Raw genomic sequence first — 13,144 nt, 5'->3', positions numbered from 1 at the left:
TTACTGAATTAAATTGGCCCCGTGCTAATACGGGGCCTCGTGCCAAAATAAAGCTCCGGAATTTTACGCTTTCTGTGATCGAATGCAACTGCTTTAGCTAAAAAAGCATCAGCAGAGAGAAACAATCAATCACTTAGCGATTCCTTCGCTTTACGTTTTATCGGCGGGGGTTTCCCCGCCAAATTGAAATGGGGTTTTCGCAGCTTAACGCGGGAACATGCCGCCGCCGCCACCCATGCCGCCCATCATGCCTTTCATATTGCGCATCATGTTCTTCATTCCGCCCTTCTGCATTTTTTTCATCATCTTTTGCATCTGGGTGAATTGCTTGAGCAAACGGTTAACGTCTTGAACCTGAGTACCGGAACCCGCAGCAATACGCTTTTTACGGGAACCTTTGATCAGGTCTGGGCGTGCACGCTCTTTTGGTGTCATGGAGTTAATGATGGCTTCCATCTGAACAAACATTTTGTCGTCCACTTGGTTTTTCACATCATCAGGCAGATTCGACATGCCAGGAAGCTTGTCCAGCATTCCCATCATACCGCCCATGTTTTTCATCTGCTGAAGCTGGTCGCGGAAGTCCTGAAGGTCGAAACCTTTTTTCTCTTTAAACTTCTTCGCCAGTTTTTCTGCTTTATCTTTATCTACATTACGTTCTAGGTCTTCAATCAGTGACAGTACGTCACCCATACCCAGAATTCGGCTCGCCACACGATCAGGGTGGAACGGCTCTAACGCGTCGGTCTTCTCACCAACACCCAAGAACTTAATTGGTTTACCCGTGATATGACGAACGGACAGTGCAGCACCACCACGTGCATCACCATCCACTTTGGTCAGAACAACACCCGTCAACGGCAACGCATCGTTGAATGCCTTTGCCGTGTTTGCCGCATCTTGACCTGTCATTGCATCAACAACGAACAACGTCTCGATTGGGTTAATTGCCGCATGAACGTCTTTAATTTCGTCCATCATGGCTTCATCAACATGCAGGCGGCCTGCAGTATCGACAATCACCACGTCATAGAACTTCAGTTTACCATGTGCAACGGCCGCAGTGGCGATATCAACTGGCTTTTGATCTGGCGTCGATGGAAAGAAATCGATACCCACATCGTTAGACAGAGTTTCCAACTGTTTAATCGCCGCAGGGCGATAAACGTCAGCGGACACCACAAGCACTTTCTTCTTGTGGCGCTCTTTAAGCATTTTACCCAGCTTACCTACGCTGGTTGTTTTACCTGCACCTTGCAGACCTGCCATCAGAACAACGGCTGGCGGTTGGGTTGCCAAATCCAATTCTGAATTGGACTCACCCATGATGGCTTCAAGTTCAGATTGAACGATCTTGATGAATTCTTGGCCCGGCGTCAGGCTCTTAGAAACTTCCAGACCGACTGCGCTCTCTTTTACTTTTTTTACAAAGTCACGCACAACCGGCAACGCGACATCTGCTTCCAGCAGTGCCATGCGCACTTCACGCAGTGTTTCTTTAATGTTGTCTTCAGTGAGACGTCCACGACCGCTGATGTTTTTTAGCGTTCGGGATAAACGATCCGATAAGTTTTCAAACATGTCCTACTCGCTCTCTGCGCGGCGACACCACTCAGCTTTGCTGATTCGTCTGGTGGTAATAAACACAAAATTGAGGTGATTATATCTTATTATCTGCTCAGCTTACATGATGGCGGTGAGTAATGTTTTAAAGTGCACACCGCGATTTCACCAAGTTTTGTAATGTGTGCCTCAGCTTAGAAGCAAAGTTTATTTGTCCATCAATAGCGACGCAGATTTGTGCGCGGTATACTGAATGCTTTCATTTCGCTCATTGTTGTTGAAAGACACATGGATATTTTCTTAGCCATATTGGCTGCAGTGCTTTATTTTTCTGCTCTTTTGCAGATTATTCCCGGGTTATCAGGACCGGCTCAAATCCCAGCAAAGAATGTATTCTTTACTGCGTGTGGTGCGTTAGGGCTCCATGCTTACCTTCTTGCCGATCTCATTTTGGCTGACGGCGGACAGAATCTCAGTATTTTAAATGTCGCCTCACTCATCAGCTTTATTATCTCCGCCATTACAACTGGCCTGATGATTCGCATGCGGGTCTGGATACTTTTGCCTGTTGTCTACAGCTTTGCGGCCATTAACCTCACAGCAGCAACGCTTCTTCCTGGTGCATTCATCACCCATCTAGAAGCTAACCCACACGTGCTTCTTCATATTTCACTGGCATTGTTTTCCTACTCAACGTTAATGATCGCGACGCTTTATGCTATTCAACTTGCTTGGCTTGACCACCAGCTAAAAGCGAAGAAGAAACTCGTTATGAACCCCAATTTACCGCCGCTCATGGCGGTAGAACGTCAGCTTTTCAACATTATCCTTATTGGTGAAGTATTGCTGACACTGACCCTGCTTTCTGGTATTGCTTTTGTGCATGACATGATTGCCCAAGGAAAGGCGCACAAAGCCGTCCTTTCTGCAATGGCGTGGGCCGTTTATGGTGTGTTGCTATGGGGACACTACCGCTCGGGTTGGCGTGGTAAGCGCGTTATCTGGATAAGCATCGTCGGTGCATTTTTGCTTACGCTTGCCTATTTTGGTAGTCGCTTCGTGAAAGAAGTCATCATCTCGGCGTGACAATATTGTTGTATTTGCGCCATCTGGTTTGACAGGGAACCTACTTTACGCCCTTAATTAGGGCTGAACTTTAAAAAAGGGATTTGAAATTTGGACGACATATCGACGGGAACACTTGTTTCCCTTTTGGTATTGCTCATCGTCATCTCTGCGTACTTTTCCGGCTCTGAAACCGGAATGATGGCATTAAACCGTTACAGACTGAGACACCTTTCAAATCAAGGTCACAAGGGTGCCAAGCGAGTAGAAGCTTTGCTTGAGCGCCCAGACAGACTCATTGGCCTGATCCTCATTGGTAACAATCTCGTCAATATCCTCGCATCGGCCATTGCAACCATTCTTGGTATGCGGTTATACGGCGATCTCGGTGTTGCCATCGCAACAGGTGGCCTCACCCTCGTTGTTCTCGTGTTTGCCGAAGTCACACCAAAAACCATTGCAGCTCTCTATCCTGAACGTGTGTCATACACCAGTTCGTTACTGCTCTCTGTGTTGATGAAGTTGCTTTATCCCGTCGTCTGGATGGTCAATGGCATTACCAACGGCTTTCTCCACATCGTGGGTTTAAACAAAAACACCGATAACAAAGATCACCTCAGCTCAGAAGAACTTCGAACGGTTGTTAATGAAGCAGGGAGCCTCATTCCTCGTCGCCACCAAGACATGCTGATTTCAATTTTGGAATTGGAAGAAATTACGGTGAACGACATCATGGTGCCGCGTAATGAAATTACTGGCATTAATGTCAATGACGACTGGAAGGCCATCTTGCGTCAGTTGACCCATGCGCCGCACGGCCGAATGGTGCTTTACCGCGACAACATTGATGAAGTTGTAGGGATGCTTAGGGTAAGAGAAGCGTATCGCGAGATGGTGGAAAACGAGTTCACCAAAGAGCACTTGCTCCGCGCCGCTGACGAGGTCTACTACATTCCTGAAGGCACACCGCTCAATGTGCAGATGTTGAAGTTTCAACGTAACAAGGAGCGCATTGGCCTGATTGTTGACGAGTATGGGGACATTATTGGCCTTGTGACGCTGGAAGATATTCTTGAAGAGATCGTTGGAGAATTTACAACATCACTGTCGCCTAGCCTCGCAGAGGAAATCACAGCGTTACCCGATGGTAGCTATATGATTGAAGGCAGTGCCAATATCCGAGATTTGAACAAAAGCCTGAATTGGGAGCTACCCACTGACGGTCCAAGAACACTGAATGGACTTATCCTCGAACACCTCGAAGATATCCCCGATAGTGCCCTTAGCATTGAAGTTGAAGGCCATCAGATGGAGATCATCGAAGTGGCAGAAAATATGGTCAAGCAAGTCAAAATCCTCCCTGTACCAAAAACCTCCAAAGCCTAACCTTCAATCTAGAAATAAAACGCTGGTCAAAAACTGGCGTTTTATTTCACTCGTTACTCAAAAAATTTCATTGGTTGGTCACGAGATTACCGGGTCAGTTTGTAGACTACATATTGTTTATTAAACTCTTTATTAATAAGAGATCTTCTCTTGATATTGCGCCATTACTCAATGAGCTGCTTGATGACAACTGAGTTCACGTTTAAGGGTTACTGCATGTTCAACGGAAAACTAAAACAAGAATTAGAGTCGCTCAAAATAGAAGGGGCTCACAATAAAGCACTTCTAGACGCCATTAATCGCAGCGTCGCTACCATCTATTTCACCCCAGAAGGCGTCGTTAAACACGCGAACAATAATTTCCTGAGTGCGGTTGGTTTTTCTCTGGAGCAATTAACAGGGAAACATCACAGAGAGTTGTGTGATCGGGACTATGGACAAAGTGTTGAATACCAACGTTTTTGGGAGCGTCTCCGTGCGGGTGAAGTCATTAGTGGCAGCGTGCCAAGGCTCAACGCGAAAGGCGAGCGTCTTTGGCTAGAGGCGACGTATTTCCCCGTCAAAGAAAACGGTATTGTTACCGAAGTAATGAAGATCGCATCTGACATCACGCAAGAGAAGGTAAAGCTTGATGACCAAAAAGCGGTATTTAATGCTCTGAATAAATCCATGGCAGTGATCGAGTTCTACCCAGATGGCACCATCATTAAAGCTAACAATAACTTCCTTGGCGCAGTGGGTTATTCTCTTGATCAAATCCAAGGCAAACATCATCGTATGTTTTGCCCCGACAAGTTCTATCAGGACAATCCTAACTTTTGGCAAGAACTGGCTTCAGGGGATTTTAAAGGCGGCCAGTTTGAACGCAAAGACAGTACCGGGAATGTTCTTTGGCTGCGTGCAACGTATAACCCTGTCTTCGATGAAAAAGGCAACGTGGTGCGTGTTGTAAAATTTGCCAATAATATTACCGATAAAGTTGTGCAGGAACACGCCATCCGTGAGGCGGCAAAAGTGGCTTACAGTACCTCAGTGAAAACAGCGGAAATCGCAACACGAGGGTCGAGTGTTTTAGAGTCCACCGTCGCCACTTCTCAATCCATTTCTGATCAAGTGGTTGAAACGTCCTCATCCATCTCGCAATTGAATGAACAATCCAAGAGTATCGAAGCGATCGTTTCCACGATTAGTGATATTGCAGACCAAACGAACCTCTTGGCATTAAATGCCGCCATTGAGGCCGCCCGTGCTGGGGATCAAGGAAGAGGTTTTGCCGTTGTTGCCGATGAGGTTCGCCAGCTCGCTGCCAGAACGAGCCAATCAACCTCTGAGATCGCAGATGTCGTTAAAAAGAACCGTGAACTCACCTCGGAAGCTACCCGTAAAATGTCCAGTGTTTCTGAGTCAGCAGAAAAAGGCACACAACAAATTGCTGAAGCATCTGCAGTCATGGATGAAATCAAAACCGGTGCAGAAAACGTTGCCCAGACGGTATCTGGTCTGAATGTGGGCTAGTCACTTCGTAATCAAAAGGGCACATACGGACGTGCCCTTACTGATTTAAACCCGCTATCGAATCCGATGACCCGTCTTGGTATCAAACAACACCAACTTTTCAGGGTTAAAGCGAAGCTCTGTAATGTCTCCTGCTTTTAATCCCGCATTCGCTGGCATTCTCGCTACCACCTCTTTTCCACCTAACGAGGTAATCACGTACGTATCTGCGCCTGTGGGCTCAGTCACGTCCACTTTGCAGGTTAGCGTATCAACCCCTTCTCTATCACTCTCGGTAATGTCTTCCGGACGCACTCCCAAGTGCACGGTTTTCCCAACATAACCTTCTAACCCGCGCACAGTGCAATCGAGTGACACGAGTTGTGGCCTTCCGTCATAGCCTTCTAAAACGAGTTGCACGATACCCGTATTTGCAGCCTCCACTTTTGCATCAATCAGGTTCATGGAAGGGCTCCCCATGAATGTCGCTACAAACGTATTGGCAGGATCGTCATACACTTGTGCTGGCGACCCTAATTGCTGTAACTCTCCGTCTTTCATAACAGCGATTTTTGTCGCAAGCGTCATTGCCTCAATTTGGTCATGAGTTACATAAACAATCGTGGCATTCAGGCGTTGGTGAAGGCGTTTGATTTCCGTACGCATGTCTACGCGTAGCTTGGCATCAAGATTAGACAACGGTTCATCGAAAAGGAATATCTTGGGGTCTCGAACCAACGCTCGCCCCATGGCAACACGCTGACGCTGCCCACCCGAAAGTTGGCCAGGTTTGCGCTTAAGAAGATGCTCAATTTGCAACATGGCAGAGACGTCGCCAATCTTCTTGTCACGCTCAGGCTTGGGCACTTTACGCATCTCCAAACCAAACGAGATGTTCTGCGACACCGTCATGTTGGGGTACAGGGCGTAAGACTGAAACACCATGGCGATATCCCGATCCGCTGGGTGCAAATCATTGATGACCGCATCTCCAATCGATACATCCCCATCACTGATACTGTCGAGACCTGCGATCATGTTTAACAACGTCGATTTACCGCAGCCAGATGGCCCCACTAACACCAGAAAATCACCATCATCAATGGCGATGTCGATGCCTTTAAGTACCTCGACATGGCCAAAGCGTTTTTTTACATTTTTAAGCGTCAAAGATGCCATTCAGATTATCCTTTTACTGATCCTGCCATCAGACCGCGAACAAAGTAACGCCCGGCCAGAATATAAACTAATAGTGTCGGTAACGCGGCAATCATAGCCCCCGCCATGTGCACGTTATATTCCTTCACGCCAGTCGACGAGTTCACCAAATTGTTAAGTGCGACCGTGATAGGTGCCGTACTGCCAGAGGAGAAAGAAGCCCCGAACAAAAAGTCATTCCAGATATTGGTAAACTGCCAAATGATGGTGACCACAATAATGGGGCCCGAACTTGGCAGCAAAATACGGAAAAACATCTGAAAGAACCCCGCACCATCAATCATCGCGGCACGGATAAGTTCGCTGGGAAACGCTTCGTAGTAGTTGCGAAAAAAGAGCGTGGTAAACCCCAATCCATAAATAACATGCACCAACACCAGTCCCGGTGTCGTGTTCGCAATCCCCAATGTGCCGAGTACCTGACTCATCGGCACTAACACAACTTGGAACGGAATAAAGCAGCCAAACAACATGAGGCCAAAGACCCACTTGTGTCCGGGAAAGCGCCATTTCGTCAACACGTACCCGTTAAGAGCACCAAGGATCGTAGAGATCAGCACCCCAGGCACAGTGATCATGATTGAATTGGAAAAATACCCACTGATCCCTTCACATGTCAGGCCAATACAGGCGGTTCCCCATGCTGAAATCCATGGCTCAACCGTCCAAACCTTCGGTAACGCCAGCATGTTGCCTTGGCGAATTTCATCCAATTCTTTAAATGAGGTTACCAGCATGACAAACAAGGGAAGCAGATACATACAGGCAAACACAATCAAAGTGGTGTAAATCAGTGCCCGCCAAAATTTTGCTCCCTGAAATGGCGACTTGCTATCAACGCTATTCATGCTTGCTCTCCTTCAGTTCACTGTAGAGATAAGGCACGATAATCGCGGCGATCGTCATCAGCATCACAATGGCACTGGCAGAACCCACCGCCATTTGATTTCGGGTAAAGGTGTAGGAATACATAAAGGTCGCAGGTAACTCTGTGGCGTTACCCGGGCCACCGCCAGTTAGTGCAATCACTAAGTCGTAGCTTTTAATGGCCATGTGCGCGAGCACAATGAAGGCACTGAGGAACACGGGCCGCAGTTGGGGAATGATGATACGCCGATACATTTGAAACGAAGACGCACCGTCTAACTGCGCCGCTTTTAGCATTTCACTGTCTATACCTCGAAGCCCAGCCAAGAACATGGCCATCACAAACCCCGATGTTTGCCAGACACCCGCAATAACAACGGTATATATCGCCATTTCAGGGTTGATGAGCCAGTCAAAACTAAAACTCTCCCACCCCCATTCATGCATGGTTTTTTCAAGCCCAAGGCCTGGATTTAAAAACCATTTCCATGCTGTACCCGTCACGATAAAACTCAACGCCATAGGATAGAGAAATATGGGCCTTAGCCCACCTTCAATACGAATTTTCTGGTCGAGTAAGATAGCCAATAGCAAACCAAGAGCACAGCATATGACGATGTAGAGAATGCCAAAGATGGCGAGGTTTTCGAGTGCCACTTGCCAATTAAGGCTGTTCCATAGCTTCTCATAGGGGCGCGTGCCATCGAGGTTGTAGTTGGGCAGCATGCGCGAACGGCTGAATGAAATGTAGGTCGTCCAGGCAATGAAGCCATAAACGAAAAAGAGGATCAGCGCGAACGAGGGAGCGATAACGATTTTCGGCAATAGCTGCTGCCAAAATTGCCGCGAGCTGTATTTTCCTGAAGCCATAGTTGATCCTTCAAACGGCGAAGTGCGACTATCCGTCAATGTCTCAAGCACGAAAAAGAGGAAGGGTTCCCCTCTTCCTCTTTTCGTATTTGTTACTGCGCGTCCTGAACTGCTGAAACTAGTGCTTTGGTCGCTTGTTTAGAGTCCATCCCACCGTTGAAGTGATTAGTCACTACGTCATACACGGCGTTTTTCACCGCAGCAGGTGCCGCGTGACCATGCGCCATGCTACCCACCAGCGTGCCGTTTTTATTCGCTTCGGCTAAATCTGCCATGCCTTTTTTACCGCACGCATCAAACGCTTCATTGGACACATCTGTGCGCGCTGGCACGGAGCCTTTCACAACATTAAATGCAGACTGGAACTCCGGTGACATTATGGCTTTCGCCATCGCTTGCTGCGCTTTCGAATCACCCACATCAAACATCACAAACTGGTCGGCGTTAAAGGTCACCATACCTTGTGTGCCCGGCATACGGAAACAAATGAAATCTTCATTCGGTACCTTGCCTGCCTTCAAGAATTCACCTTTCGCCCAATCACCCATGATTTGCATGCCCGCTTTATCTTCTATCACCAACGCTGATGCTAAATTCCAATCACGGCCGGGGAAGTTCTTATCTACGTAACCACGCAGTTGTGACATACGGTCGAACACTTCCACCATAGTGTCGGAGCCCAACGCCTCCGGATCCAAATCAATCATGGCTTTCTTATAAAAATCAATGCCACCCGTCGTCAATACCACACCGTCAAAAATGGTCGCATCTTGCCAAGGTTGACCGCCATGTGCCAAGGGGATGTAACCCGCCGCTTTCAATTTCTCCAAGGTCGCGATCAATTCATCCCACGTTTCAGGCTGCTTAGCCCCCACCTTATCTAGCACTTTTTTGTTCGCCCAGATCCAGTTGGTGGAGTGCACATTTACTGGCGCAGACACCCACTTACCATCGTATTTAGCGAAGCCTTGTAAAGCATCTGGCACAACGGCATTCCACCCTTCTGCATCTGCCACGCTATTCAGGTTCGCAACCACGTCTTCTGCTGCCCAATCCTGAATATCGAAACCCAGCATTTGTACCGCAGTAGGCGGGTTACCAGAGGTAACACGTGCTCGCAGTACCGTCATGGCGTTACCGCCACCGCCACCAGCAACAGGCATGTCTTGCCATCCAATTCCTTGTCCGCCAAGGTCTTCTTTCAGAACGTTGAGTGCGGCCGCTTCACCGCCAGATGTCCACCAATGCAGAACCTCTACGTCTTCTGCCTGAGCAACAGTTGCCGATAACAGCAAAGTGCCTGCGAGGGGCAGGGTTTGCATCATGCCTGTTTTTTTCATGATTTTTGTCCCATCTTTGTCGTTGAACTGCGTTCCCGCAGCGTTCCTTATCACACCGGGAAAACCTAGACTCATCATCCAGCCCGTTCCCCCACAGAGCAGCACGAGGCTCGCACTACCAGTTCCACACCCACGAGGGCACTTTCCGGCACGCTGTTGTTCTCTCGCCATTGCTGCAAACGCTCACATGCCACCCGACCAATGTCCTCTGCCCTCACCTTTACGGTGGTAAGTGCTGGTGACATCAACCGGCTGTCCTCTAAGTCATCAAAACCGACAACCGCAATTTCTTTTCCCGGGGTCAGTCCGCGCTCCATTAAGGCACTGTAGACCCCGTACGCCACCACATCGGTGAAACACATCACCGCCGTGATGCTGTTGTCACTGTCGAGCACGCGATGCAGTGCGACCTTTCCGCCTTCACGCTTGGTCGAACTCGGCACAATGTCTTCAGCCTTAATTGGCAGTTGCGCCTCTTCCATCGCACGAATAAACCCTTGCTTACGTTCCTGATAATCGGAAATCGTTTCTACCCCACCCACAAAAGCAATGCGTTTGTGGCCAAGGCTGATCAGGTACTGGGTGGCGAGATACACCCCTTTCACGTTATCCGGCATCACATAGGGCACGTCGCTCCCTGCCACATCACGCATCAAGCAGATCACTGGGTGATCACTGGATGCCAACCCCTTTAGCCAGGACGCCTGTGTTTCGGGTGCTGGCGTCATGAAATACCCCGCCACGTTGTGCTCTCGAAGCGAAGCAATCATGGTGGTTTGCCTTGCGACGCTTTCGTTGATGTTCACCACCACAGGCATAAAACCGCGCCGTTCAAGCTCGGCCTCTAGTGCCATGATGACCTGTGCCAGATAAGGATTCGCCAAATCATTCGCCACTATCGCAATCAGGTTTGACTCTTTGTTTCTCAAAGACGCAGCGTCTCGATTGTAGACATAGCCTAATTGCTCAATTGCGATGTTCACCTTGGCAACAGTTTCCGCTTTGACACCTTCGCTACCACGAAGCACTAACGACACGGTTGATTTGGAAACACCTGCTGCTTTTGCCACATCAATCACTGTCGCTTTTCGGACTTCTGCGAGTCGTGGAGATTTGCGTTTTACCAATGGAAAACCCACCGTTTATTCACGAATCCTCGCCAGATGAAAAACATCCTTATCAATTACAACTATATACGAGCCAAATCGCGACTTGGTTAAAAAATAAACTGGAACGTTCCAGTAAACTTAGTATATTTATGCGAGCAATGTTGCCATTTTGTTAACGAGCAACACCAAAACAAGGGATAGATCACGCCATCAGATTTTCAATTAATGCTGAATATGCATTCCGGCGCATCGATATCCCCTGACGCTTGAACTGCCCTTGGTGTTGGTGACTGATAAGTGAGAAAACAGGTAGGAGGTTAAGATGGCTCTCTCCACGGAAAACTTGCCGCAGCAGATCAGAGAATTTAAAACAGCCCTAAAATTACAGGCTCCCGATTACAAAGCGCGCTTTGCAGACGTTACCAACGCCATGGAGACAGAAATCGAGCGCATTCAGCGAGCAGAGCTTAACGGTTCGGCGATCCCTCAATTTGCCTATTCAGACATTGCGGGAACAGGGTTCAACGACGAACAAAAGCAGCAGGTACTGAAAGCTGGTTGCTGCATTATTCGAGGCACCCTTCCAGAGGCAGAAGTTACTTCGCACAACGAGAAACTGTCTCGATATATCGTCGAAAATGGCTACTACGAACATACGCCAACCGTTGAAGATAATTACTTCAGCCAGCTGAATTCGGATAAACCTCAGATCTTTGGTCTTTACTGGTCGCCGGCACAAATCTGGGCGCGTCAACACCCCAACATGGCAACCACACGCCGTCACCTCAATCATTTATGGACATGGAAAGATGGCGATCAAACCTTTTTCAATCCGGATTTAGAAGCCAGTTACGCCGATCGCGTCAGGCGTCGTGAGCCGGGTGATGCCACACTCGGACTGTCTCCACATGTTGATTCCGGGTCCATCGAACGTTGGATAGAGCCGCATTATCGCGAGGTCTACCACGATGTTTTCCAAGGTGATTGGCACAACTATCGTGCCTTTCATGGCGCAAACCGCATTGACGTTGAGGAATTCCCCTCTCCTGCAGTGTGCAGTGTATTTCGTACCTTCCAAGGCTGGGTGGCATTAACGCCACAAGGAAAAGGTGATGGGACTCTGCAAATGGTGCCTTCAACCCTCGCTATGCCTTACATGTTGCTGCGCGCGATTCAGGATGATGTCCCAGAAGATGATCTTTGTGGTGCCGCGCCAGGTCGCGCACTAACGGTCTCAGCTCAGTGGCATCCCTTATTGCTAGAAGGGTTGGTTTCAATTCCAAAAATGCAACCGGGTGATACCGTGTGGTGGCACCCAGATACAATCCACGCAGTGGAAGATAAACACAATGGGGACGGTTTCAGCAATGTCTTGTTTATCGGTGCGGCACCGGACTGCGAAAAAAACAGGCAATTTCTGGTGAAGCAACGCCAAGCCTTTCTGGCCGGTGAGAGTTGCCCCGACTTTGCCCCCGAGCACCATGAGAGGACCTATTCTGGCAGAGCGACAGAAGCGGATTTATCCCCCCTAGGTCGCCAACAAATGGGGTTTGACTAAAACGAAAAAAGCACCGATAAATCGGTGCTTTTTACTGCTATCGCTTTGAGTGCTGGCTATTAGAACGGCCACCAACTCCGGTTGTCTTCAAGCTCTTTACGGCAACTTCTTAGCTGACCACCATACGTTTTCGCCTGACGGTCCACTTTTCGTGCGACCTGCATTACCTTAGGTTTGGCTTTGTAAGACCCTCGCTTAAAGCCACCACGACCTTCATGGTAAGCAAGGTATTGGTTATACGCATCCCATTTTGAAATACCTAGCTGACGCTGTGTTTCCGAGGTATACCAGCCAATAAACTGCAGCGCGTCACCAAAGTCGGTCCGCGAGCCCCCGTTGTTGGTCGCTTTCTGGTAATCCGACCACGCAGGGTCTTGCGCCTGAGCATAGCCATAAGCACTGCTCACGCGTCCCCAAGGGATAAAGCCCAGTACGTAGTCCCTCGGTGGCAACGCATCATGAATGTAGGAGCTTTCTTGCTTCACAAACGCCATTGCTATGTGTATTGGCGTTCCCCAGTCATCTTCCATGTCGACCGCATCTTCATACCAGTCATCATATTCACGAAAGATACTGCAAATGTTATCGGGATTGTTAGGAGGTGGTGCAGCACAGCCTGACAACACCAAAGGCGCAAGTAACAGCAGCCACTTGGAAGAAAAACGCATAGCGGT

At 48.6% G+C, this 13,144-nt stretch carries 11 protein-coding genes; 4 read left to right on the top strand and 7 right to left on the bottom strand.

Annotated features, from left to right (window positions below):
• Positions 1-204: 204 nt before the first annotated feature.
• A complete protein-coding gene (gene ffh, locus LRP49_RS17625) occupies positions 205-1,581 on the bottom strand; it encodes a signal recognition particle protein (protein ID WP_274143614.1) in 1,377 nt (458 codons plus the stop codon).
• Between the two features lie 270 nt (positions 1,582-1,851).
• Between ffh and LRP49_RS17620 the strand changes: the two genes are divergently transcribed.
• The 3 genes from LRP49_RS17620 (at position 1,852) to LRP49_RS17610 (ending at position 5,529) form a co-directional block, all read left to right on the top strand.
• Positions 1,852-2,649, top strand: coding sequence for a cytochrome C assembly family protein (locus LRP49_RS17620; protein ID WP_274143613.1), 798 nt, complete (start codon positions 1,852-1,854; stop codon positions 2,647-2,649).
• Positions 2,650-2,739: 90 nt separating this feature from the next.
• Complete coding sequence (locus LRP49_RS17615) at positions 2,740-4,014, top strand: HlyC/CorC family transporter (RefSeq protein ID WP_274143612.1); 1,275 nt, start codon at positions 2,740-2,742, stop codon at positions 4,012-4,014.
• 216 nt (positions 4,015-4,230) lie between these two features.
• Complete coding sequence (locus LRP49_RS17610; protein ID WP_274143637.1) at positions 4,231-5,529, top strand: methyl-accepting chemotaxis protein; 1,299 nt, start codon at positions 4,231-4,233, stop codon at positions 5,527-5,529.
• Positions 5,530-5,583: 54 nt separating this feature from the next.
• On the opposite strand, the gene LRP49_RS17605 is transcribed toward LRP49_RS17610, so the two are convergent.
• From LRP49_RS17605 to LRP49_RS17585, 5 genes are all read right to left on the bottom strand, one after another.
• Positions 5,584-6,687 carry an ABC transporter ATP-binding protein gene (locus LRP49_RS17605; RefSeq protein ID WP_274143611.1) on the bottom strand — a complete coding sequence of 368 codons (1,104 nt, stop codon included), beginning with the start codon at positions 6,685-6,687 and terminating at the stop codon, positions 5,584-5,586.
• A 5-nt stretch (positions 6,688-6,692) separates the two neighbouring features.
• Positions 6,693-7,574, bottom strand: coding sequence for a carbohydrate ABC transporter permease (locus LRP49_RS17600; RefSeq protein ID WP_274143610.1), 882 nt, complete (start codon positions 7,572-7,574; stop codon positions 6,693-6,695).
• Positions 7,567-8,514, bottom strand: coding sequence for an ABC transporter permease subunit (locus LRP49_RS17595; RefSeq protein WP_476397339.1), 948 nt, complete (start codon positions 8,512-8,514; stop codon positions 7,567-7,569). Before LRP49_RS17595 ends, LRP49_RS17600 begins: the two co-directional genes overlap by 8 nt.
• Positions 8,515-8,555: 41 nt before the next feature.
• A complete protein-coding gene (locus tag LRP49_RS17590) occupies positions 8,556-9,803 on the bottom strand; it encodes an ABC transporter substrate-binding protein (RefSeq protein WP_274143636.1) in 1,248 nt (415 codons plus the stop codon).
• A 74-nt stretch (positions 9,804-9,877) separates the two neighbouring features.
• Entirely contained in the window at positions 9,878-10,882 is a 1,005-nt protein-coding gene (locus tag LRP49_RS17585; RefSeq protein ID WP_420791615.1) for a LacI family DNA-binding transcriptional regulator, read from the bottom strand.
• A gap of 352 nt (positions 10,883-11,234) precedes the next feature.
• On the opposite strand from LRP49_RS17585, the gene LRP49_RS17580 reads away from it, so the two are divergent.
• Positions 11,235-12,470 (top strand): YbiU family protein, encoded by a 1,236-nt coding sequence (locus LRP49_RS17580; RefSeq protein ID WP_274143607.1) that lies wholly within the window; start codon positions 11,235-11,237, stop codon positions 12,468-12,470.
• A 59-nt stretch (positions 12,471-12,529) separates the two neighbouring features.
• Here LRP49_RS17580 and LRP49_RS17575 read toward each other — a convergent pair whose 3' ends face one another.
• Positions 12,530-13,138 carry a transglycosylase SLT domain-containing protein gene (locus LRP49_RS17575; protein WP_274143606.1) on the bottom strand — a complete coding sequence of 203 codons (609 nt, stop codon included), beginning with the start codon at positions 13,136-13,138 and terminating at the stop codon, positions 12,530-12,532.
• Positions 13,139-13,144: the final 6 nt, after the last annotated feature.

The sequence above is a fragment of the Enterovibrio qingdaonensis genome, from assembly GCF_028683135.1.
Taxonomy (GTDB): domain Bacteria; phylum Pseudomonadota; class Gammaproteobacteria; order Enterobacterales; family Vibrionaceae; genus Enterovibrio; species Enterovibrio qingdaonensis.
Note: the sequence above shows the minus strand (reverse complement) of the source record. Positions and strands in the feature narration are given on the sequence as shown.